Source organism: Stenotrophomonas maltophilia group sp. RNC7 (assembly GCF_030910085.1).
GTDB lineage: Bacteria > Pseudomonadota > Gammaproteobacteria > Xanthomonadales > Xanthomonadaceae > Stenotrophomonas > Stenotrophomonas sepilia.
The window spans coordinates 102,960-125,571 of the sequence record NZ_JAVFVN010000888.1 but is presented as its reverse complement, the minus strand read 5'-3'; the positions used below and the strand labels follow the sequence as shown (position 1 = coordinate 125,571).

The 22,612-nt window shown below is 65.6% G+C and carries 23 protein-coding genes; 7 read left to right on the top strand and 16 right to left on the bottom strand.

Annotated elements, in window-relative coordinates; genetic code table 11:
• Nucleotides 1-20: 20 nt before the first annotated feature.
• The gene (locus RCF13_RS22430) at nt 21-1,124 is read right to left on the bottom strand and encodes a hypothetical protein (RefSeq protein WP_134967809.1); all 1,104 of its coding nucleotides are present in this window, start codon (nt 1,122-1,124) and stop codon (nt 21-23) included.
• A 329-nt stretch (nt 1,125-1,453) separates the two neighbouring features.
• Nucleotides 1,454-2,095, bottom strand: coding sequence for a TetR/AcrR family transcriptional regulator (locus tag RCF13_RS22425; protein ID WP_134967808.1), 642 nt, complete (start codon nt 2,093-2,095; stop codon nt 1,454-1,456).
• A gap of 123 nt (nt 2,096-2,218) precedes the next feature.
• Between RCF13_RS22425 and RCF13_RS22420 the strand changes: the two genes are divergently transcribed.
• A complete protein-coding gene (locus RCF13_RS22420) occupies nt 2,219-4,507 on the top strand; it encodes a TonB-dependent receptor (RefSeq protein ID WP_181357845.1) in 2,289 nt (762 codons plus the stop codon).
• A 17-nt stretch (nt 4,508-4,524) separates the two neighbouring features.
• Nucleotides 4,525-5,421, top strand: coding sequence for a tyrosine-protein phosphatase (locus tag RCF13_RS22415; protein WP_134967806.1), 897 nt, complete (start codon nt 4,525-4,527; stop codon nt 5,419-5,421).
• Nucleotides 5,422-5,514: 93 nt separating this feature from the next.
• Here the strand turns inward: RCF13_RS22415 and RCF13_RS22410 are convergent, their stop codons facing one another.
• The 9 genes from RCF13_RS22410 to RCF13_RS22370 form a co-directional block, all read right to left on the bottom strand.
• Complete coding sequence (locus tag RCF13_RS22410) at nt 5,515-5,772, bottom strand: hypothetical protein (RefSeq protein ID WP_061478325.1); 258 nt, start codon at nt 5,770-5,772, stop codon at nt 5,515-5,517.
• Nucleotides 5,769-7,121 (bottom strand): TFIIB-type zinc ribbon-containing protein, encoded by a 1,353-nt coding sequence (locus RCF13_RS22405; protein WP_134967805.1) that lies wholly within the window; start codon nt 7,119-7,121, stop codon nt 5,769-5,771. The genes RCF13_RS22410 and RCF13_RS22405 overlap by 4 nt, the downstream gene beginning before the upstream one ends.
• A gap of 20 nt (nt 7,122-7,141) precedes the next feature.
• A complete protein-coding gene (locus RCF13_RS22400; protein WP_134967804.1) occupies nt 7,142-8,281 on the bottom strand; it encodes an SPFH domain-containing protein in 1,140 nt (379 codons plus the stop codon).
• 137 nt (nt 8,282-8,418) lie between these two features.
• Nucleotides 8,419-9,723, bottom strand: coding sequence for a transporter (locus RCF13_RS22395; RefSeq protein ID WP_134967803.1), 1,305 nt, complete (start codon nt 9,721-9,723; stop codon nt 8,419-8,421).
• A gap of 49 nt (nt 9,724-9,772) precedes the next feature.
• Nucleotides 9,773-10,522, bottom strand: coding sequence for a hypothetical protein (locus RCF13_RS22390; protein ID WP_134967802.1), 750 nt, complete (start codon nt 10,520-10,522; stop codon nt 9,773-9,775).
• A 13-nt stretch (nt 10,523-10,535) separates the two neighbouring features.
• Nucleotides 10,536-11,240: a C39 family peptidase gene (locus RCF13_RS22385; RefSeq protein WP_134967801.1), complete on the bottom strand. Its 705-nt coding sequence runs from the start codon at nt 11,238-11,240 to the stop codon at nt 10,536-10,538.
• 99 nt (nt 11,241-11,339) lie between these two features.
• Nucleotides 11,340-12,656 carry an adhesin gene (locus RCF13_RS22380; RefSeq protein ID WP_134967800.1) on the bottom strand — a complete coding sequence of 439 codons (1,317 nt, stop codon included), beginning with the start codon at nt 12,654-12,656 and terminating at the stop codon, nt 11,340-11,342.
• Nucleotides 12,657-12,699: 43 nt separating this feature from the next.
• Complete coding sequence (locus RCF13_RS22375; RefSeq protein WP_134967799.1) at nt 12,700-13,317, bottom strand: hypothetical protein; 618 nt, start codon at nt 13,315-13,317, stop codon at nt 12,700-12,702.
• Complete coding sequence (locus tag RCF13_RS22370) at nt 13,314-13,844, bottom strand: hypothetical protein (protein WP_061478317.1); 531 nt, start codon at nt 13,842-13,844, stop codon at nt 13,314-13,316. The genes RCF13_RS22375 and RCF13_RS22370 overlap by 4 nt, the downstream gene beginning before the upstream one ends.
• Nucleotides 13,845-14,241: 397 nt before the next feature.
• Here RCF13_RS22370 and RCF13_RS22365 point away from each other — a divergent pair, with 397 nt between their 5' ends.
• Nucleotides 14,242-15,597, top strand: a complete 1,356-nt coding sequence (locus RCF13_RS22365) for a sigma-54 dependent transcriptional regulator (RefSeq protein ID WP_134967798.1) — start codon at nt 14,242-14,244, stop codon at nt 15,595-15,597.
• A gap of 7 nt (nt 15,598-15,604) precedes the next feature.
• Here RCF13_RS22365 and RCF13_RS22360 read toward each other — a convergent pair whose 3' ends face one another.
• On the bottom strand, nt 15,605-16,486 hold the full coding sequence (locus RCF13_RS22360) for a PD40 domain-containing protein (protein WP_134967797.1): 882 nt from the start codon (nt 16,484-16,486) through the stop codon (nt 15,605-15,607).
• Entirely contained in the window at nt 16,483-17,523 is a 1,041-nt protein-coding gene (locus tag RCF13_RS22355; protein WP_231352122.1) for a hypothetical protein, read from the bottom strand. Before RCF13_RS22355 ends, RCF13_RS22360 begins: the two co-directional genes overlap by 4 nt.
• A 91-nt stretch (nt 17,524-17,614) precedes the next feature.
• Between RCF13_RS22355 and RCF13_RS22350 the strand changes: the two genes are divergently transcribed.
• Genes RCF13_RS22350 through RCF13_RS22335 form a run of 4 tightly spaced genes read left to right on the top strand, consistent with a single transcriptional unit; the run spans nt 17,615 to nt 19,662 of the window.
• Nucleotides 17,615-18,541 (top strand): LysR substrate-binding domain-containing protein, encoded by a 927-nt coding sequence (locus RCF13_RS22350; RefSeq protein ID WP_134967796.1) that lies wholly within the window; start codon nt 17,615-17,617, stop codon nt 18,539-18,541.
• Complete coding sequence (locus RCF13_RS22345) at nt 18,538-18,999, top strand: AraC family transcriptional regulator (protein ID WP_061478312.1); 462 nt, start codon at nt 18,538-18,540, stop codon at nt 18,997-18,999. Before RCF13_RS22350 ends, RCF13_RS22345 begins: the two co-directional genes overlap by 4 nt.
• A gap of 10 nt (nt 19,000-19,009) precedes the next feature.
• A complete protein-coding gene (locus RCF13_RS22340) occupies nt 19,010-19,435 on the top strand; it encodes a VOC family protein (RefSeq protein ID WP_061478311.1) in 426 nt (141 codons plus the stop codon).
• Complete coding sequence (locus RCF13_RS22335) at nt 19,432-19,662, top strand: hypothetical protein (protein ID WP_134967795.1); 231 nt, start codon at nt 19,432-19,434, stop codon at nt 19,660-19,662. The genes RCF13_RS22340 and RCF13_RS22335 overlap by 4 nt, the downstream gene beginning before the upstream one ends.
• A gap of 7 nt (nt 19,663-19,669) precedes the next feature.
• On the opposite strand, the gene RCF13_RS22330 is transcribed toward RCF13_RS22335, so the two are convergent.
• The 3 genes from RCF13_RS22330 to RCF13_RS22320 all read right to left on the bottom strand — a co-directional run bounded on the left by RCF13_RS22330 (nt 19,670) and on the right by RCF13_RS22320 (nt 22,535).
• On the bottom strand, nt 19,670-20,365 hold the full coding sequence (locus RCF13_RS22330; protein WP_134967794.1) for an HAD family phosphatase: 696 nt from the start codon (nt 20,363-20,365) through the stop codon (nt 19,670-19,672).
• A 104-nt stretch (nt 20,366-20,469) separates the two neighbouring features.
• Nucleotides 20,470-21,210: a DNA/RNA non-specific endonuclease gene (locus tag RCF13_RS22325; protein WP_061478308.1), complete on the bottom strand. Its 741-nt coding sequence runs from the start codon at nt 21,208-21,210 to the stop codon at nt 20,470-20,472.
• A 311-nt stretch (nt 21,211-21,521) separates the two neighbouring features.
• A complete protein-coding gene (locus tag RCF13_RS22320; RefSeq protein ID WP_134967840.1) occupies nt 21,522-22,535 on the bottom strand; it encodes a DUF4034 domain-containing protein in 1,014 nt (337 codons plus the stop codon).
• Between the last annotated feature and the right edge of the window lie 77 nt (nt 22,536-22,612).

Here is a 22,612-nt window from a genome sequence, read left to right as displayed (position 1 = left end):
GTGCATCCGACACCGTGGCTTCAGCCGCCATGCATTTTCTTTGGCAGTTTTTCCTTTGGCGCGATCTTGGGAGGGGGCGTCGAAGAACGTGGCGCATACTCGGCCAAAGGTGTCGCTGAGGGAGGCGTTGCGTACCATGTCACCACATCGCTGGCCGGGATCGGAACAGAGCGAGATGGCTTCTTTGGCGTCCAACCGGACTCTGCAATGACCATGTGGCTACCAAGGCGATTGAGAACGAAGACGTCGTGAATCTCATAGAGTTCCTTCCCTGAGCCTTGCACCGTGCTGCATGAAGCGATGACCGAAGCGGCCTTGGCGATGCGGCAGCCTTCACTTGATACAACGACATTCTGATGCGGGCGCAGGCCCAGTTGGAACGTCGCCGCAGCACGATCAAGTGCCTCGAACATAGTGCCTGCCATTGAGAGCAGATAGATGATTGTAATGGATGCGGCGATAAGCCTCTGCTGCATGGGCAGAGCGCGAAGAGACAGAAAGAGGAAGTGGAGCAAAGGGAGCGCGAGATAGATACACACCAGTTCGGCGGTTGTTAGATTCTCTGCGGCTGAATGCGTGCCGAAAACTACAAGGGTCAAGAAAGGAAAGAAGAAGAGGTAGAGCCCTGTCGAGAACGCAACCAGTCTCAATGACCATGCGATGCGGCTGACCGGTGTGGATGCATCGCGCTTTAGAAGGATAGGGGCGAACGAAAGCAGCGCGCCAAGAAGCAGGAGTAGCGGAAGTGCCCACAAATTTTGCTCGCCAGTTTCAGTGAACAACGCGGCCCAGAGGAAAATTAGAGCGATGACGCCGCCCACCAGTAGCAGCACCAAGCTGAGTCCAGTGGGTGCAACCCAAGGTCCATTGCTATTCCTGGGGCTGAGCTTGTCTGTGATGGCCCCGGCCGCATGCCACTCGCGCAACAAAGCGACGGGTAGCAACGCGTAAACAACGAGCAGAACTATCATCAATGCCGAGAATGCGACAATAGCAATTGCAACCAGCCCGAGGTCGGTCAGCGTCATTGCAGGCAGATAGCGAACACGCCAGAAGAACGCGACCATTACGAGGGTGCCGAGCAGCAGGAACAGCCACTTGTGCGTGTAGATTTCAACAAGCAACTTTGAAATCGCTGGCCAAAGTGGGCGGGGCGGTGGCGGGGTCGTGTAGGGGTAGGGCGGTGAGAAAGACAATCTGGTTCTTCCATGGGGGAGTTCCAAGAAGAAGTATCGGCTGCAGTGCGCTTTGCTTGAATGTTCGATCTTTGCAGGCAGCCGCATCGTTCGCTGCGGCCAGAACCAAGCGCAGCTTGGATGTTGATTTGCACTGGCACTGATGTAACTGCGCCAATGCAAGCTACAGGCGTGGCAATGATGACTTCCTGGAATTGATGCGAGTCAGTCAGGGCAGTTCTGCCCTTGGAGTTGCGGCCAGCAGCCGGCACTACCGCTCAATCCGCCATCACCCGCCCAATTGCATCGGCCAGCAGGGCGCGTACCCGTTCCGGTGGCAGGTCGGGATCGCGCACGGCGCGCATGGCCAGGCCCTCCACCAGCAACCGCAGCAACAGGGTGCGTCTGGCGATGCCTTCCTCGTCAACGCGCTGGCCCAGATTGAGGTCGCGCTGGCGCAGCCAGGCCTGGATGGCCGCACTGGTCTGCTTGTCATGGGTACGCAGCACACCGGCCAGCTCCGGATCGCGATGGGCTTCGGCATTGATTTCCGCGTACAGCGCAACGCTGGCGATGGCATTGCCGTGGATCGGCAGCACCTCGCCGCGTGCCCATTGCTGGTAGCACGCGAGCAGGCCATCGACTAGGTCCGAGGCCGCCGGCATCTCGCTGATCGAGGCCTGGTCGTGACGCAGTTGGCGCTCGATCAGCGCCAGGATCAGGGCGCGCTTGTTGGCGAAATAGCGGTACATCAAGCCTTGGCTGATCTCGGCCTCGGCGGCGATATCGCCGATGGACCCGGCGTGAAATCCACGAGTGATGAAGCACTTCTGGGCGGCGTCCAGAATGCGCCGTCGCTGTGCCTCGGCATGGGCGGCAGCAGGATCTTCGGAGGTGGTTACGGCGGTTTTCGGCGTCATTGCGTGAGGTCAGGGCGTCCAGAGGCGGGATAGTACGTCACAAAAGGTGTGAATGAACGGTCATTCATTTGTAATTCCCGCCTCCCAGGCTGCGCCGGACTTCTCCTTCCGCGAATGAGTCCGATGCGCCACGCCATGCTGCACCGCCCGCTGCTCACCCTCGCCATCGCCGCCGCCCTGCCGGCGCTGGCCCATGCCGAAGACAGCCCCAGCGCCGACGCCAGCGCGTCCGCCGATGCCGCACGTACCGTGGTCGCCCTCGACCAGATAATGGTGACCGCCCAGAAACGCGCCACCAACCTGCAGGAAACCCCGATCTCGGTATCGGTAGTCGATGCCGAAGCGCTGAAGGACCGCAGCGCGATTTCGCTGGGCAGACTTTCCGATGGCTCCATTCCGTCGCTGCGGGTCACGCCATTCGCTACCCGCAGTTCGGCGCTCAACATCGGCATCCGTGGCATCGGCGCCTCCGGCGACGCCAACCAGCCTGCGCGTGATGCCGGCGTCGGCATCTACGTCGATGGCGTGTTCATGGGCCGCGCGCAGGGCCTGGGCAGCATGCTCTACGACGTGGAGCGCATCGAAGTGCTGAAGGGCCCGCAGGGGACGCTGTTCGGCCGCAATACCGAAGGCGGCGCGGTGAGCATCGTGACCAAGGCGCCGACCGGCGAGTTTGGCGGCAGCGTCAGCGCCGGGGTGTCCAACTTCAGTGGGTACAACAGTGCGCTGCACCTGGACCTGCCCAAGGTGGGCGATGTCAGCTTCAAGATCGACGCCGTACAGGCCAAGCGCGGCGGCACCACCGAAAATCCCATGCGCGGCGAGCGCGACTTCAACAGCTACGACAAGCGCGGCGCACGCCTGAGCGCGCTGTGGCAGCCGAGCGATGACTTTTCGCTGCTGTACGCCTTCGACCGCTCCTACGATGCCACCACGCCGTATCACACCCAGGTGCTGGTGCCAGGCGCCTACCTCAGCCCACTGCAGAAGGCCGGTGCCAGCCTGGACCGCCGCGACAGTGCCATCCTCGGTGGACCGCTGGAAGACAACATCGGCCGCACCAGTGGCCATCTGTTGAACCTGTCGTGGGTGTTGAATGACACCCTTGAACTGAAGTCGATCAGTTCCTACCGCGAACTCACCCAGGGCCAGTTCGACATGGGCCTGGTCGATGCGATTTCTGCTTACGGTGGCGCAGGGACGCCGTTCGGTCGTTACAGCCTGGCGCAGGTCTACCAGCACCAGTACAGCCAGGAATTGCAGCTGATCGGTAACACCTCGCAGGTGCAGTTCCTTGGCGGTGCGTTCTACTACCACGAGACCGCTGGCGACAATGCACAGACCCCGAACATGCTGGTGTGGGGGCCGGGTGGCAACAGCTACACGGTGAACCCGGCGACCAATCCGCTGGATCTTTCCCGGGTGCGTATCGACCGTGCCAGCAAGGCGTGGACCGACAGCCTGGGCGTGTTCGGCCAGGCCACGTGGACACCGGAAGCACTGCAGCGCCTGCACTTGACCGCCGGCGGTCGCTACACCCGTGATGACAAGAAGGGCAACCTGTACATCGTCAACGGTGCCGCCACCAACCTTGCGTTCAAGGACCGCTGGAGCCGCTTCGACCCGATGGTCAACATCGCCTACGACCTGGGTGAGCACGCGATGGTCTATGCCAGGTACAGCACCGGCTTCAAGGCGGGCGGCGCCAACTCACGTTCGACCAATTACGCGGCCTTCGGTCCGGAGGAAGTGACGGCCTATGAGCTCGGCTTCAAATCGCAGTTCTGGGACAACCGTGCACGCCTGAACCTGGCCGTGTTCGATTCGACCATCGCGCACAAGCAGATGGACTTCTCGCTGCCGTTCGACCCGAACAGCGGTGAAACACGCACCACCATGGTCACCACCAACGCACTGAGCGATGGCAAGTCCCGGGGTGCGGAGCTGGAATTCAACGTGATGCCGGTGGACAACCTCACCCTCGGCCTCAACTACGCCTACACGAAGATCGAAGCGCAGACCGCGACGGACCCGTTCGGCGCTGGCGTGCAGGTGACCGTGCAGCCGCTGCTGGCACCGAAGAATGCGGGCAGCCTGTCGGTCGACTATCTGGTGCCATTCGCCAACTTCTCGGCACTGAAGTTCCATGTGGACGGCAACTGGTCCGACGGCTACTACACCAGCGAGTACGACCAGATGCTGACCGACAGCTCGTTTGTGGTGAACGCACGGGTGGCGCTGGTGGACGTTCCGGTCAACAGCACCGGCACCACGATGTCGTTCTCGCTGTGGGCACGCAACCTGCTGGACGAGCAGCACCTGTTCTACAAGATCAACAGCGCGGCACTGGGCCAGAGCGGCATCTTCAACGACCCGCGCACCTTCGGCCTGGATGTGGCCGTCAACTTCTGATTCGAACGGAGAACCCCATGAAGACCCGCCATACCGAACTCGCCCTGGCCCTGATGCTGAGCCTGCCGCTGGCCGCGACGGCTGTTGCCGCTGATGCGCCACACGCCGTCGCCGCGAAGGCCTCCGCCGCCGCCAATGTGAAGCCGGTCGCTGCCGATGCACAACGGGTGATTCCGCTGCAGGGTGCCTGGAATGTACGTACCTTCGCCGGCCTGCAAGGCCGCCACGGTCCGATTCCGGCCGATGCATTCGTGCGCACCGCCGATCTCGGCCGCCTGACCGAAGCCGACCGTGATGCCCTGGTCGCCGCCGGTGTGAAGCTGGACATCGATCTGCGCACCACCGATGAGGAGGCACAGTCGCCGGACCTGCTGGCCCGCGATGATCGTTTCGATTATCAGCGAATCTCCCTGATGGGCACCGAGAAGATGGACCTGCAGAAGATGATGACCAGCTTCCCCGATTCGCTGGGCGAAGCCTATGTGCAGTGGCTGGGCCACAGCCAGCCGCAGTTCAAGCAGGTGTTCCAGCGCATTGCCGCGCAGCAGGACGGTGCGGTGCTGTTCCATTGCACGGCCGGCAAGGACCGCACCGGCATCATCGCCGGCCTGCTGCTGGACCTGGCCGGCGTGCCGAAGGCCGAGATCGTGCACAACTACGCGATCTCCGCGCATTACCTGGAAGGGCAGCCGAAGGATAGCGCGATGAGCGCGCAGATCATGGCGCTGGCAAAGCAGAACCCGGAGATCGGCCGCAAGTTGGCGGGCATGGCCGGTACTGCGCCGGACAACATGGAGCAGTTCCTGGCGGCGCTGCACAGTCAGTACGGTGGTGCGGAAGGGTACCTGAAGTCGATCGGGGTCAGCGAGCAGGAGATCCAGCAGTTGAAGGTGCGGCTGGGTCAGGCCGGCTGATAGGTCGTGCCGGCTGTTGGCCGGTTGACGTGCAGATACCGAAGGGATGCCGGCCATCGGCCGGCATGACCCGCAGCCTGGCATGGCCTGGCGCTACTGATCCGGCTTCACCCTTGCCACCCGTTTCCGGTACTCATACACATTGTCACCGCGGATGCGCTTTTCCTCGGTGCCGGTGACCCGGCCGACCTGCTGGTCCGAGCCGGTGACCGGCTTGGCCTCGATCTCGGTCTCGTGCTCGAAGGAGTGCGATTTGTCGGTGTTGCGGTAATAGCGGTACAGCGCCCAGTACAGCGCGGTTGCGCCGGCCGGACCTGCCGCCAACAGCCAGAGGCCACTGTCGTCGCTCATGTCGATGCCACCAGGAAGGCAATTGCGAGGGCTTCAATGACGGTGCCGGTGGCCAGGGCCGCCAGCAGCATCTTCCATTGCTGCACGGGCACACTGCCCATGGTTTCGCCGGTACGGCCGTTCACCGCGATGTAGTGCAACATGCCGCCGTTCTTTCCGGGCTGGTGATACGAGTACAACCACACCGGCAGGTACATCGACACCCAGCGCGTTCCATGCACCTCCAGCTGTTCCTGTTCCCAACGCACGCCACGGTTGTAGCGCCTCATCGACCCTTCCACCTGCGCGCGGGCGATCGACAGCAGCTGGTCTTCCAGCCGCGGCCGCAGCTTCTCCACGTCGAGGTTGCGCTTCTCCGAGGTGAAGCCAGCCAGGTATGAGGCGTTCCATTTCACCGCGTTCTTGGTATCGAACGGCAGGATGGTGTTGATGATGTTGTTGGTGTTGGCGCGGGTATCCAGATTGCCGCGCTCGGCCGAGGATTCCAGAGGCAGGTCATCAACGGTGAAATCGATCTGGCGCTCCACCTGGTAGACATCGGCATCGTACAGGGTGCGCTTGTTCTTCTCGCTGCCCACCGTGTATTGCCGGGTCTGGATCTCGCCCTTGCCGGCCACGGCCGCGCTGACGTTGCTGTCCACAATCATGTAGGGCAGGAACACGCCCACCACGTTTTCCGGGGTGAACTGCTCCTTGAACGCCTTCAGCGCGAACATGCGGCGCTTGTCGACGAACTGGCGGATGCGCGCGACCGCATCGTCCTTCTTGATGTGGAAGGGCAGCACCGCGTCGGGCACCGCACCATTGCTGATCTGTTCGTTGACGCCGAATACATGGCGGCACCAGTGGCAGCGCGCCGTCATCGTGCTTTCGGTGTTGACCGTGACTTCGGCGCCGCAGCCCGTGCACTTGAACGTCATCAACGCCGAGGTGTCGGCATCGATGTTGCGTGCACCGGAGGCGATGACCGTGCCACGCAGCTGGTCGATGGCCTCGCCCAGCCCGAATTCCTCCTCGACCCGCGCGCCATGCCATTCGTGACGGCAGTACAGGCAGACGAGGATATCGGTGCCGGCCTTGGGCCGGATGTCGGTGGCGCCGCACTTCGGGCAGCGGTTGAGGCCGTCCTTCAGCTCGCTGGCCGAGGTATCAATGGCCACAGGATCGGGCGCTTCCACATCATCGCGGATGGCCTGTGGCAGTTTCGAGGTGTCCAGCGGGAAGCTGCCGGGCAGGGGAGGGACGTCCTGCGGCGAACCGGGCCCATCCAACGACGCCGCCGGCAAGGGCGGCGGCGTCGCGGGCGCGGATCCGGGCAGCGGCGGTGGGCCGTTTCTGGGATCGGACATGTGGGTTGTGCGTCCTGCTGTTACAGGCCCAGCGCCTTGGCTTTCAGGGCGTCATAGTCGCCCTGGGTGATCAGGCCCAGGTCCAGCATTTCCTTGGCCTTCTTCAGCTTGGCCACCGGATCGTCGGCAGCCGGCGTGACCGGCTGCTGCATGCCGCCGACACCGAACATGCCTGAGGCCATGCCGACACCGACCAGGCCAGCCGCACCGCCGTTCTCGCCGGCGGACTGGATGCCCTGGGCAACGCTGGCCTGCAGGTTGGAATTGCCGCGCGAGCCAGACAGTGCATCTGCGCGCTGCACGGTCTTCAGCAGTTCGCGGGTATTGGCGTCGTACTCGATCGAGACAATAGCGGTCTTGACGATGGCCAGGCCGCGTTCGGACTTCCACTGGTAGCCCTGCTCGACGGCGGCCGACAGGCTCTGTGCAAAGCCCAGCGAGTCCTGCTGCAGCCTGGTGATGCGATTGCCCTTGCCCGGATCGTTCGTGTACAGGCTGAAAGCCGGCGCCAGCGAACCGACCACTTCATTGAACAGCTGGCTGGCGGCGGCGTTGTCCAGGTCGGTGAAGTCGAACACCTGGCCCGGCTGCAGGTAACTGGCCGGCACGAAGTTCTTCACGAACAGGATCGGGTCGACGATCTTCAGCGTGTACGAGCCACGCGTGACTGCACCCACCTGGGTATTGAGGAAGCCGTCGTCCCAGTAGATTTCCGACTGGGTCCCGAAGCGGTTGTCCGGCAGCTCCTTCAGCGAGACGAAATAAGCCGCCTGCTGCGAACCGGGCTGGCCGCCGAACTTGAAGCGTTCCCAGCTCTGCTTGATGAAGGTGCTGACCAGGCCGTCACCGGCGAAGATCGATTGCGAGTTCAGGTCGTCCGAACGCCACTCGTAGCCGCCCGGTTCGGCGACGAACGCGGTGATCGCGCCGTCCTGGAACAGCAGCAGGCCGTAGCCCTCCGGCACGATGATCTTCGAGCCGTTGCTGATGATGTTGGACGAGCCGCTGGTGTTGGAGCCGCGGCCGGCGTTGGTGCCGCGCGGCACCGCCGCGAACAGGGCCGCCGTCGAGGGCAGGCCCGTGGGCACGGTGTAGAAATCCTTCCACTGGTCGGCCAGCACACCACCGACCGCACCCTTCACCGCCTGTACCAGACCCATGTCCAACTCCCTGTGATTCGAGGGCAGGCACCATGCCTGCCGAGCTGGGCTGAATATAGCAGCGGGCAGGGACCGCTGTGGTGCCGGAAGATGAATCCAGGCCCTGCCGGGGCGCAGGACCGTGCCTGGCGCTGTCTCTACAACATGTACGGGATCTTGAAGGCGAGCGTGAAGTCCGGTGCATCCGGGGTCAGCCCGATGCCGAGCAGGGTCACCAGTGTGGTGTGCTGGTTGAGCGCGTAGGTCACGCCCAGATTCAGTGATGCCGCGTTGGCGTCGCTGCCGATCACTTTCATCCACTTCCCGCCTTGGAAACGGGTGGAAGCGCGGGCGCTGATGCGGTCGCTGAAGGACAGGCTGAGGCTGGTGCGCTCGTTGAACGCAAAGGCCACGCCAGCGCCGAAGTAGACCGCGCCGCCGAGCTTCACGTCACCCGGGTTGACCGTGTCGGGGTTGCTGTCGATATCACTGAAACCACGCGGGAACGAATGCACATAGCCAACGTTGGCGAACAGGATTGCCGGATCGGCGGTCTTGACCATCGACAGGCCCACGTTGGCCTGCCACACGCCATTGCCGGTGGGCTGTTCCCTGGGAACGGCGAAGCGGATGTAGTCATCGTCGTCGCGCTCGATCACCTTCCAGTCCAGACCGTAGGGTGCGCGCCCGGTAGGGGCGGTGACCCCGGCGGTGAGCACCGTTTCCGGGCGCCAGCCGCGTTCGCCGAACAAGCGGTAGTTCGCACTCAGGCCGATATCGCCCAGCCCGTTGCCATTGGTTTCTTCCTGCGCGATCGCGGCCGCCGCACCGCCGGCGCCGCCCTTCTGGTAGACGGTGCGCCGCGCCAGGTAGGGCACGTCCAGGTTGAGCGTCAGGTTCGGGCTGACACCCCAACGTGCGGCCAGGTTGTAGGTGAGCGAATCGGATTCAACGTTCTCGATGGCGATGTTGCCGAGGAAGATCGCGTCCAGCGCCAGGAAACCATTGAGGGTGAGCTGCTTGCGGTCGTAGCGGGCGTAGGTGAGGCTGTTCTCGACGGTGAAGCGGCGCGAGAACAGGGCCGACTGCTGTTGTTTCACATCATCCACGCTGCGCCGCGATTCCTGCTTCGCCTGCTGTGCCTCGGCCGCCGTGCTGGCGTAGCCCTCGCTACCCTGCGACGTCTGTAGCGTCGAGCCATGCTCGACTGCGGCGCCCGTTGCCGCCGCCGTTGCCGGCCCGGTGGGCCCGGTGCGTCCACTCAATCGCGCCTGCATCGCCTGCACCTGCATGTCCAGTTCGCGCAGCCGCCGCACTTCCTGTGCATAGTTGGATTTGAGCTGCTCCAGCTGACTGGCCAGTGCCTGCACGTCGGCGCCATCGTCCGCCGCTGGCGGTGCGGCGAAGGCGGTGCCCGCCAGCGCCGCCAGCGCCAACGGGGTGATCCTCATCAAGGTGTGCATGTTCGTGTCCTGCGTTGTGGAACGCTTCCCCCAACGCCGTGCCGTGGTGCTATCGGCCCGGCCCCATGCCGCGGTTCATCGCAATCGCCTGGGCCACGTTCTGGCTCAACGGCAGGTTGCCGCCCGCGGTATCCCGCACCAGTTCCAGCCGCAGCTGGTTGCTGGCGATCTGCCCGTCACCGGCCAGGGCGATGCCCTGGCCGACGCTGCCGTTGCGTATCCATTGCTGGACCATGCCCTGGCCCTCCACCTGCAGTTGCAGGCGTGCCTGGTTGCCGTCCAGCACTGCGGAGGCCGAGACGCCTGCACCCTGCGCACTGAGCGAATGGGCACCGTCATCGGAAAGGCCCGGCACCGTGCCGTTGCGCACCACCAGCGTGGTCGCATTGCGGGCAACGTTGCCATCGCCGGCCACCTGCACGCTCTGCAACAGGCCATTGGCGTTGGCCAGGCCGGTGCTGTCGATATGGCGGCCCTGCGTGTCCGGCAGCGGCGCATCTGCGGCAGTCACGTGCACGCTGGGCTGGAAGCTCAGTTTCGGGCTGCCGCCGCCGCGGAAGTCCATGCCCAGGGTCAACGCACCCTGCAATACGTTTCCGTTGCCGGCCTGCCACTGCGAGACCATCGACACCCCGAACCACGCGACGGTATTGCCGCCCACGGTGTAGCGGCCGCGCATCAGGTTCAGTTCGGGATCCGGAATTTCCTTCAGGCCGCGTCCCGGCGCAGCATCCGCCGCCTGCAGGGGCAGGGCGGGGCTCGCCAGCAGCAGGAGCATCAACAGACGGTGGCGGAACATGGCGGAACCTCCTTCAGAACAGGTCGGCGTGGCTGAAGCCGAAATCGACCAGTTCGGCATCGGTGATCGGCCCCTGTCGCGCGTAGAGCGCGCGGGCACTGGGCCGTTCGCTGGGTTGCAGCAGGACTGTGTTGCGATCGAAATCACTGCCGATCACCACGAATACGGCACGCGATGGCCACGCAGCGAGGAATTCAGGCAGCGCCAGGCTGCGGTTGCCAAGGATGGGATCAGCCACCTCGACCACACCGCCGCGCACCTGCTTGAGCACCACGAAGTGGCGGAAGCCGCGCACGTCCATCAGCACAAGACCCGGAACCCGAAGCGTGCGCAGGCGTGCCTCATCGATGCGATAGCCGCGCCCGCGCATGCCCAGCGATTCCACGTAGCGCTTGATGTCGAGCAGCGAAAAGCCACGCTCGGCTACCAGCGCCGGGTCGGACACCCCCATCATCCCTTCGATCACCGTCGCCTCGTCGGTGTCCAGGTGGTAGGCATGGCGCAGGATGGTCGCCAGTGCGGCCGCTCCGCAGCTGTAATCGGTGTGCTGGCGTACCACGTTGCGGTAGCGCCGTTCCTGCATGCTCTCCACCTTCTGCTGCAGCAGCGCGCCATTGGGCAGTACGCCGGCGAAGTCGACGTCGCCCGCCCGCGCGGACGCGCCGCCCAGCAACAGCAGGCAGGCCAGCAGGCGTATCGAGAGACGGTGGCCGAACATCGCATTCTCCGGCAGCAAGGGGGAGCCCCTGTCCCAAGGGGGAGGAGGAACAGGAGCTCCCGGGAACCCGGCCATTGGCGGACGGCCGGGGTGTTACGCTTACTCGCCGCTGCCACCACCGCCGCCGGTGCTGGGCTGGGCGACTGCCAGGGCCAGGCTGTTGGCCTGCAGGTTGCCGGTGCCCGCGGCCACGTTCACGCCGATGTTGCCCGAGGCGCCGGAGAAGGCGCTGCCCGACAAGGCCGAGGTGTTGGTCGCGTTGACGTTCACCCAGCGCGTGGTGCTGACCGTGCCGCTGAGGCTGGCATACAGGTCGGCCACGCCCAGCTCGACGAACTGGCTGGTGCCACTCTCACGCGTATCGAAGCCCAGGCCGCCCACCCCCGGCCGGTTGGGGTTCATCGTGGCGTTCTGGATCTGGTTGTCCAGATCGATATGGCCGGTGCTGCTGCCACCCGGGTGTGGCAGCTCGCCACTCCAGGTATCCAGATAGTAGTTGGCCATCTGGTAGGCGTTGCCGGTACCGCGGTAGGTGCCGGCGCCATAGGCCAGGGTCAGGCCGCTGACGCCGCCACGCATGCCGACCTGCACGGTATCGGTGTAGGACTGCACGAAGCCGGCGTTGCTGACCGTGTTGCCGGTGGAGACCTGGTTGGAGCTGATGCTCGACTGCGCCACCGCGGTGGTCGCGACCGACGCCGCCAGCGCGTTCTTCTGCTCGTTGTTGTTGCCCGAAGCAATGTTGACACCGATGTTGCCTGACGCACCGCCAAAGGCATTGCCACCGAGACCTGCGGCATTGGTGACACCGGAGTTCATGGTCGCGTTGCCGAAGCCGGCCTGGTTGACGAACACCTCGGCGTCGGCCATGCCGAAGCTGAAGGACGCATCGGCAGCGGACAGCGACGCGGCGTTGTCCTGGGCGTTGTTGTCGCCCGATACCACGTTGAAGCCGAGGTTGCCGGAGGCACCTGCGCCCACGCTGTCACCGATGGAGGCACTGTTGGTGACCAGGCTGTTGCTGGTGGCGTTGTTGCTGATCGATTGGCGGTTGTCGATCACGGCAATGGCCGCCGAGTCGAGGTCGATGTCGCCGGTGATGTTCGGGTCGCCGGAGAAATTGATGTCGGTGCTCAGTCGCAGGTCCTTCTCCAGGTTCACGTCGACGCCGTGGTTGTTCTTTTCCTTGCGTTCGTCGGCCTGGATGGTGCTGTGCTTCTGCACATTGACGTTGACGGTACGGTTGCGCACGTCGTTGTCGGTGTGGTTGTGCGTCTCGTTGCGGGTTTCGCTGACGGTGTGGGTGTGGTTGATGTTCGCGTTGGTGTTCTGGTTGTCCCAGCCATTGGCCGCAGCGGCGGTCGAGGCAGTGGCAATCGCCATGGCGAGCATGGTCCGTTTGACGGTCGCTTTCATGGTGCCCTCTCTCTCATCAGGTGGTGCATCGGTTGGGTGGTTGTCACGGGCGGTCCTGCACGACCAGGCCCAGTACATTGGCCGTGTCATTGCCGCTGCCCGCGATCTGATTGAGTTGCAGGACCCCGTCGAATCCCCGCAGCGCGGTGCTGGTGACACCGGCGCTGCGGGTGCCCGTCGCGACGCCGCGACCGGCGTCGTCCCGCCCCCCTGCCAACGCGGAACCCTCGGCGGCCAAGGCCGTATCGTCGGTTTCGCGTATGCCCTGTCGGGCCAGCGTCGCGCTGACGACGTTGAGCGTCGTGTTGGCGATGCCGCTGGCCTGGTTGATGGATGCGATGCCGCTGGCACCGGCCAGCGCCTTGCCATCGATGACGGCGGTGGCGTGCATCGGTGCACCCAGCACGCGGTTGCCACCGCGCAGTTGTCGGTTGGCGATCGAGACGTCGGCATGTTCGCCCGTGGCGATGCCGCGCAGGTTGGCCTGCAGATTGAGGTCGCCGGCCGCCTGGTTGACCGCGATGGCGCCGTTCGCGCCGGCCAGTGCATGGCCGTCGATGCGGGCAACGTCGAGGTAGGCGAGCATGCCGCTGTAGTCATCGGCCTGCGCGATCAACGGCGTGGCAGGCAGGATCAGCAGCAGCCAGTGCGCCCGCCTCACTTGCCACCTGCCGGGGCCATGCCCTGCAGCGGGAACTGGCCGAGCGCGCCGCGCACGGTCTCGCCGATGCCGCGAGTACTGTTGCCGACCGCGCCGAGCGGCCCGCTCATGGCGCCACCGAGACTGCTGCCGACCATGCCGTCACCGTTGCGGCCGAGCGTACCGCCCAATGCCTGCTGCGTCACACGTTCGACCGTGGTGCCTGCGGGTGCGGTGGCTGTGGCTGCCTGACCCGCCCCCATGCCTGCGTAGTCTTCATCGCTCAGCTCGTCCATCCCGTTTGCCGGGGCACCCGCACCGAGGGCCGCCGCGATCTCGCGCTGGGGTTTCGGGTCGGCGATCAGCGCCATGCCGGGCGGCGCCATGCGATAGGCCGGGCGTGCGGACACATCACGCAACAGGACGATTTCGCCCGGTTGAGCCTTCACGCCCTGGCGTGCACCGGAGGCAGAGGCGCTCGCACCAACCGACAGCAGGGCCACGGCCAGCGTTGCCAGCAGGCCGCGAATGGGGGTGATGCCGTCCATGCCGATCTCCCGTGGTGGGTGCGGCGGAACCACGCATCAACCGTGCCAACCCTGCAAGGCTTGGCTGCCCTGGCGCCAGGCGCTGGCGGGAGTCGGGTGCTGCTGCCGCGCTGTTACAGCACCATCGGAAAAATGCTGGGATCGCGCTGTACCTAGCGCGGCAGGGCAAGGCGGGCGCCCGACTGTCACACCGGTGTTACAGGTGCCGTCGCGGACTGTAACGATGCCGCTTCAGCCGGTGGTCTCTTGACGCGGCGCTCATTGCGCCGCCGTTTAGCGCAGCGCTAGGATCCGCCCATCAAAGGCCGCTGCGGTGGCCGTAGAAGGTCCCGGCGGAGGGCGGCACGCCGGTGATTGCCTGACAGTCCGCCGACGGTGTCCGGATGCTGGGGGAAGCATGGCGGCGGTCCCGGAGGCTTCTACATCACGTTGCGTGCTCTGGTTCGGCGAGCCGCTGGCGAACGAGCGCAGCGCGCTGGCGGCCGCAGGCTGGTACGTGCGCCGCATCCATCCCGACCCGGCGATGGCGATCGGGCTGCGCGGGCGTGATCGGCTGCTCGCTGTGCTGGATCTTCGCCATCTGGATACGCCCGCGCTGCAGTTGCTGGCGCCATGGATCGAACAGCACGTGCATCTGCCCTGGATTGCGGTGCTGCCACCCGGCGCGGGGCCCACGCCTGCAGCGTGGCTGCCCTTGCTGCAGCGTTGCATCTCGCGGTTCACGCTGCCTTTCGGCCTGCAGGACCTGGTGGCTGCGATGCGCCAGCAGTTCGACGCGGATGATCCTTCTGCCAGCGAGGTATGCGCCGGCCAGGGGCCGCGCACACTGATCGGCGAGAGTCCTGCGTTGCATGCGGTGCGCACCGTGCTGCACAAGTTCGCGCCGGTCGAACTGCCGGTGCTGGTCACCGGCGAAACCGGTACCGGCAAGGAGCTGGCGGCTCACGCGCTGCATGCGTTGTCCGGCCGTGCGGGCAAGCCGTTCATCGCGGTCAACTGCGGTGCCATTCCGGCCAACCTGGTGCAGTCGGAGCTGTTTGGCCACGAGCGCGGCTCGTTCACCGGCGCCGACAAGCGCCAGATAGGCGTATTCGAAGCCGCACACGGCGGCACCGTGTTCCTCGACGAGGTGGGCGACCTGCCGGCGGAGGCGCAGACCAGCCTGCTGCGCGTGCTGCAGGAAGGCACCTTCGAGCGCGTCGGCAGCAGCCAGCCGCTGCGGGCCGACGTGCGTGTACTCGCGGCCACCCACGTCGAACTGGAACACGCGGTGGCGCAGGGGCGGTTCCGTAGCGATCTCTACTATCGGCTCAATGTGCTGCGCCTGCTGATGCCGCCCTTGCGCGAGCGTGGCGCCGATGTGCAGCTGCTGGCCGAGCACTTCCTGCGCTGCTTCCGCCTGCGCCACAGCGTGCGTGCACGTGGCTTCGCGCCCGCTGCGCTGCAGGCGATGCGGCGCTTCGGTTGGCCCGGCAACGTGCGTGAACTGCTCAACCGGGTGCAGCGGGCGGCGATCATGGCCGAAGGCGAGCTGATCAGCGAGCGTGACCTTGAACTGGGTGGGGCCGAGCATGCGCCGCCGGGCGCGATGCTGCAGGATGCCCGCGGCCAGGCCGAGCGCGATGTGCTGCTGCAGACCCTGCGCCAGACCGGCTACAACGTCTCCGAGTGCGCACGGCAGATGCAGATCTCGCGGGTGACCGTGTATCGGCTGTGCCGCAAGCATCGTCTGGAACTGCCGGCGCAGCGTTGAGTGCGGATCATGGTTCGCCCGAACGGTAGCGGATGCGGTACAGGTCCAACCCCGCACCGTCTGCGCGCCGCGCCGAATAGGTCAAAGTGTCAGGTTGCGAGCCATCCAGCATCGCACCGTAGCTGTCGCCGGAGGCTTCGTTCACCGGGGAGGGCAATGCATGGCCCGCGTCATAACGGCCTCCACGCTCGTAGGCAATGAACTGGCGGACCGGTGCAGTGGCGAAGTCCAGGGCGCGGGCAAACACCACCGTTCGGCCGTCGCCCAGGAACGTGGCATCGAACTCCTGTGCGGCGGTATTGATGCCACCCGCCAGCGGCCGCGCCGGCTGCGCCACGCCGCCGATCATCGTGGCGCTGTAGAGGTCATGGCCGCCGGCACCGCCCGCGCGATCGCTGGAGAACAACAGCGTACGACCGTCCGGCGAGAGCATCGGCGCGAACTCGTCGGCCGCGCTGTTCACCGCGGGGCCCAGATTCTCCGGTTCGCCGAATCGACCGTCACGTCCAATGCTGACCCGGTACAGATCGTCGCCGCCCTGGCCGCCTGCTCGATCCGAACAGAAATACACCGTACGGCCATCGGCAGAAAAGGCGGGATCGAAGTCTCGTCCCGGCGTGTTGAACGAGACCGGCGTCGCCGGCCGCCAGCGCTGCCCGTCGTGGCGGGAGACCCAGATGTCATACCCGCCCGGACCGCCGGGACGGTTGCGGCTGAACCACAGCGCGGTGTTTCCGTCCGGGCTCAGGGTCAGTCGAATCTCGTCGTACTGCGTGGATGCAACGCCCGGCGCAAAGCGTTCAGCGGAGCCGACGATCTGCAGCACCCTTGAGGGAGTCGCGGGGGGCGACGCAGCAACCAGCAGCATCACGGCCAGCCGCGCTTTCATGCCTGCCGCTCGAAGTCGCTGACCCAGTTGGTTTCCCAACTGCGTCCCCCATCGGTCGAAGCCGCCTGTTCCCAGCGCGCCGAGCGCGGGGTAATGCGTGACCAGATCACCCGCGTCTGGATCGCCCGTCCGTCGTGCTGGTCTTCGCCGAAGAAGCGGCCGACACCGGCCTCGAAACCACCGCGCAGCGGCGCGCCGATCCGGGTCGGCTCCCGGCCATCCAGCCACCAGCTCAGCCAGTGCCGCTCAGCGGCGTTCCAGGCGCGGATACCCATGCCGCGCAGCGGTGCTCCCGGCACGTCCATAAGGTTGTCGCCTACGTTGCCGAATCCTCCCAGTACCGCCCAGTTGTGCAGGGTGCCGTTAAACGCGTCCCACGCATCACTGCCTGCCAGCCGAGCGCGCAGGCGACGATGGCGCACGTTCCAATGGCCCACCAGGAAATCAAAATCGCGCGGTGCATCCGGCAGCTTCGGAAGCGGAGAGGGGACCGCCGCAGTGCGGCGGAACCAGTTGCGCCAGTTCACTTCCCAGTGCGCGCCGGCATCGTCGGAGAACGCCTGCTCCCACCACGGCTCCTCGCCATGGATGTCATGCCAGCGGAACCAGACGTCGATGGGGCGTCCCTTGAAGTGATCACGACCACGGAAGCTGCCGCCATCGCCTTCGAAGACGCCGCGCACGGGCGCTTCGATATGGGCAGGGTTGCGCCCATCGATCCACCAGATCGACCACGTGGAAGACACTGGATCAAAAGCACGCACGCCCAGGCCTCTGTACGGGCCCGAAGGCAGCGCCATGACGTTGTCATCGATGGTGCCGAGCCCGCCCAGGGTGAGCCAGACCGCGCTGGCGCCGGTGAAGGCTTCCCAGCGGGTGTCGCCCACCAGGCGCTCCTTCAGGCGTTGGTGCCGGACCTGCCAGTTGCCCTGCAACCATTTCCAGTCTTCGCTGTGGCTGGACAGGGGCCGCCCCGAGGGTAGGGCGCTTGAGGCTGCCACTGCGGCCAAGGTGGCCAGGAACTGCCGTCGATCCATGTGCGTGACCCCTTGCCGGAAGTGCCTCCATCGTTGCGGGTGCGAGGGGGATTGACCACGCAGATATCCGGGCTCAGGCTAAGCCACACTTATGGTGACCCAACGCCAGCTTCCATCGCTTGCCGCCATCCGCGCCTTCGAAGCGGCGGCGCGGCTGGGCAGTTTTGCCCGTGCCGCCGAGGAGCTCGACACCAGCGCGGCATCGGTGAGTTACCACGTGCGCCGGCTGGAGGCCCAGACCGGCACCTGCCTGTTCCTGCGCCATGCACAGCACGTAGAACTGACGGCGACGGGTGCCAGCGTCGCGCAGGAGGCCACCCGGGCATTCGATGCACTGCGTGCCAGCTTCATGCGCGCCGCAGACATGGATGCGGCGCGACTGCGCCTGTCCGTGCTACCCACGCTGGGCACCAGTTGGCTGACACCGCGGCTGGGCAGTTTCCGCAGCCGCCATCGGAGCATCGTGCTGGAACTGGACCTGTCGGCAGAGCCGCAGGACCTGGCCGCCGGGCATTTTGATGCTGCCATCCGCAATGGGCATGGCGAGTGGCCCGGGCTGCAGGCCACGCCCCTGTTCCCCAGCATTTTCACCCCGTTGTGCGCGCCAGCGCTGCTGCCGGCGGCAGACGGGCTCGGGCGCCGGGCCTTGGAGGTTCCGCTGCTCGGCAGGCCCGACTGGTGGGCACTGTGGTTTTCCGCACATGGCGCGGTTCCGCCGCCGGCCGAGGCGAGCCTGGTCAGCCCCTTTGCGGTAGAGCATCTGGATGTCGGCGCGGCCATTGCCGGGCAGGGCATCGCCATTGCCTCGCCAATCCTGTTCCAGGCCGAACTGGACAGCGGGCGCCTGGTGCAGGCACATCCCGGTGTGGCCAGCGACGGGCGTGTCTTCTGGTTCGTGGCACCGACGGCGCGCAGCCGGAGCGCCAAGGTCATTGCATTCGGTGACTGGCTGGGCGAGCAGGCCGCGCAGGCCAGGCATGCGGCGCGACATCATCTGGCGCGCACGGTGGCGGCATGAACCAGAGCCCTGAACTGCTGAGACGCCTGCTGCGTGCCAAGGACCGGATGGACCATGCCAGCCACGAGGACTGGCCGGTGGCCCGCCTGGCCGAAGTGAGTGCCGTATCGCCCGCGCATTTCGCGCGTTCGTTCAAGCAGGCCTTCGGGCTGCCGCCGCACCGCTACCTGCTGAGCCGCCGCATCGAACGGGCCGTGGCGATGTTGCGTGACACCGATCTGCCGGTCACCGAGATCGCCGCGCAGACCGGCTGGAGCAGCCTGGGCACCTTCGGCCGCATCTTCCGTGACATCACCGGCGACAGCCCGGGCAACGTGCGCGAGCGTGAGCGGGCCGGCCAGGCGACGCCGGCCTGCGTGCCGGAGTGCCACGCACGTGCCGCGCAGCGACCGGACCTGAACATGGCAGTTTTGGAGAAGCGCCGGCGCGCGGCGGTTGCTAACGTGGATCCCACGTGAGGGAGGTCCCATGACAAACACTGTGAACACGGTCGGCCTCTATGTGCGCGACCAGGATGAAGCGCTCGCGTTCTACGTCGGCATGCTCGGTTTCGAAGTGCACACCGATGTGCGCAATGGCAGCTACCGTTGGCTGACGGTACGCAGCCCCGACCAGGACGGATTCCAGCTGGGGCTGTTCGTTCCGGGCCCGCCCACACACGACGCGGCCACCGCGCAGGCACTGCAGCAGCTGGTGGCGAAAGGCGCAATGCCGCCGCTGGTGCTGGCCGTCGATGACTGTCGGGCGCGCTATACGCAATGGCTGGCACGGGGCGTCGAGTTCACCCAGGAGCCGGTCGAACGCTATGGCGCCATCGATGCCGGATTCCGTGACCCGTCCGGCAATGGCTGGAAGATGATCGAAGCCCGCTCCGAAGCGAGGCGCCGTCAATGAGCCGGGGTGGCTGGGCGCGGCCCGTGCATCGCTGGACCTCGATCGTCTTTACCCTGGCGGTGATCGCCAATTTCGCCGCTCGCGGGCTGGGGCAGGGCGAGCCGGCAGCGTGGATCACCTATTCGCCGCTGCCGCCATTGTTCCTGCAGCTGTTCACTGGCCTGTACCTGTTCGTGCTGCATTACACCGGGACACGCCGCAGCGCCACGCTGGGCGCTGCAGGCTGAGGCCGCCTCAGGCAGCAGCGTCGGCGGCGTAGGCCGCCAGCAATGCCGGCAGCTGGTCCATGCGCTGGAAGATCACCTTCGCACCCGCAGCGCGCAGGGCCTCCGGCGTGCTGTGGTGCGGGCCGCCCTCGCTGAAGCCAAACACGGTTGCACCCGCCGCGACGCCGGCGGTCGCGCCGGTCACGGTGTCTTCAATGACCGCGCAGCGCTTCGGATCCACACCCAGCGCGGCAGCGGCCGCCAGGTAGACGTCCGGGTGCGGCTTGGTGTTCGGCATGTCCTGGCCGCTGTAGACGTGGTCGCCGAATGCATCGAGGATGCCGACCTTGCCCAGCTGCAGTTTCACCTTGATCAGGTCGGCACCGGACGCGCAGGCAATGCGGCCACCGGTCGCTGCGGCGATCGCACGCACGGCCTCGGGTGCCCCCCGGATCGGCTCCAGATCCCGTTCCAGCGCCCGGTTGCGCTGCTGGCGGAACTCCTCCAGCCATTCCTCGGTGAACGGCTTGCCGGTGCGCTCTGCGATCAGCCCGGCCAGATGGGCCACGGATTGGCCCAGGAAGACCTCGCCGGCCTGCGCAGGCGTCAGCGGCCAGCCGCGTGCGGTCAGCATTTCCGAGAGCACGCGGGCCACCAGCGGCTCGGAATCGACCAGTACGCCGTCGCAGTCGAACAGCACGGCATCGAAGGGGAAAAGGGGCATCTACAACTCCAGGGCGCAATGCGGTGGTGCAATTGCCCGTCATTTTCCCACAGCCATCCTTGCCTGGCACCCGGACCGGGTGCCACGCATTCCCGGCAGGCCGATCAGCCCAGATCACAGCCCGCCGGCTGCGGCCAGGTGCTGGCAGGCAGCATGTTCTTCAGCGAGGTCGGTGCGTTGATCGCCACATAGCTGGCGCCCAGCAGCTCCTCCAGATCGGCAATCGTCACCAGGTAGTTGTCCAGGCTGCCCAGGTTGGCCTCGTTGGGAATGATCCAGCTGATCGCCTTGGCGGTTCCGGTGTTCGGGTCACGGGTGATGATCGTCTTCCAGAAGAACTCCGGGGTCGGGATGCCATGGCTGGCCAGGAAGTAATCGTTGGCGGCGTCGCCGTAGACCACGCCACCGTAGACGTCCACTGGTGCGATGTCGCGGTAGCACTCGGCCACGTTCTCGGCCTTCACCCAGATGCCCTGGTTGAAGCTGGACACCTGCGGCACGATGTTGGTCATGTAGTTGGCGCGGCGGATGTAGGTCGCGTCGTAGTCCATGTGGTTGGACGTGACCAGATGGCCACGGTCATAGCCGGATCTGATGCTGGCGTAGGACGCGGTGCTGGTCTGGCCCAGGCAACCGGCCGGCAGGTCCGGGTCCTTGTAGAAGCTGGACGGCCGTGCGGCCGAACCGGTATCGGCGGTAAGCGTGTACTCGTAGCGGGTGGCGCTGTGGATGCTGCAGTCGTAGGTCAGCACGAAGCCGCCCTTGTTGAGGGTGACCACCTGGGCCTGTGCAGCACCGGCAAAAGCACTGAGTACGAAAGCAAAGACAAAGCTTGCAAAGCGCATTTCGATTCTCCAGCAGAAGATTCAGGGCGCAGCCGCCCGTCACGACCTGGCCGGGGCGAGGACATGCGGAGATGCTGCGGAGACGGGTGCTGCGGATTGCGGTGGAACCTGGCCGCGTTGTTGGGCCATCAGCCCTGCGGTGTCATAAGCGTCACAAGCTGGCGCCTTGTGGTCAATGACGAAAGGGCGAAGCTGTGATCATGCGCAAGCACTGGTGATATGTCAGATCACGCGGCGCGTGGATGACACGCGCGCGTGCTAGGCGCCTGGCAGGCCTGCCAGCTGCGCCCCTGGGCCTGCGGCGGCGGGCGCTACAGGAATGTTTCCTGTTCTTCGTCCGGCGCCAGGCATGCGGCCTTGCTTTGCTCGGTCGAGTGCGCAATGGCCGCCTCGTCGAAACCGGCGCGGCTCAACCACAAACGATTCCAGCGGACCAGTGCGTCGCCGTCGCGTGCCAGGCAGGCATAGCGGACGATCGATTCCAGGTTGTCGATGGTCGGGTACTGCTGGGCGATTTCGTCCAGCCCCTGGCGCATCAGCGGCCAATCGGGCTTCGCTGCGCGGAAGTGATCGGGCGAATATTCGGTGGCCGACCAGTACAGCCGTGCGTAGCGCATGGCCCCCTTCTTCTTTGGTGCACTGGCCATCGAGTGCCGCGCGAAGGCTCCCATCTTCTGCGCGCTGCCACCCCAGGCCGGCGTGAAGTACTCCATGGCAATGAGGTGCAGTGGTTCGTAGTCGGGGAAGGCCTTCGCTGCGCGATCAACGAGCGCCAGCATTTCGTCGTCATCCGCGCTTTCGCGCAGCGCGATCAGCACGTTCATTTCGTGCCAGAACGGGTCGCCGCCGGCAACATCCTCATGCGATTGCAGGTAGGCCCGCGAAACCGCGTTGTACTCATGGAACTGTGCCCAGTCTTCGGCGTTGACGGTGTTGGCGTAACCGTTGCCGCGGTAGCTCCAGGCCAGGTTGAGTGGAATCCGTGCGGTGATCAGGTGGGCCGCCGCAGACTTCGGCGCGTGCTGAACCCAGCGCGCCGCCCATGCAGACCAGTCATTCCAGGCTTGAACCTCCTGCCGCGACGTGCCGATTGCACGCGACATGCAGATGTAGAAACGGCCGAGCCGGGATTGGCCGGCGGCGTTGAGCTCGCCCTTGCGGAAACGCGCGGCCATCGCGTCGAGTGCCGCAAAGTCGTCGTTGGCCATCAGTCGCGCAATCTCCGCGCAGTCGTTGGCCGGTTCGGGGGCATCTTCCGCCAACACTGAAGGGGCGAACAGACAGGCGACGCTGGAGAGCGTGCCTGCGACGAGCATCCTGTGCATCGGGGGCGTCCTTGCTTTGATGGGAGACTGCGGAGGGCCCGCAGTGCCTCGAAGCATAGCAAGGCGCGCTTTGCGGC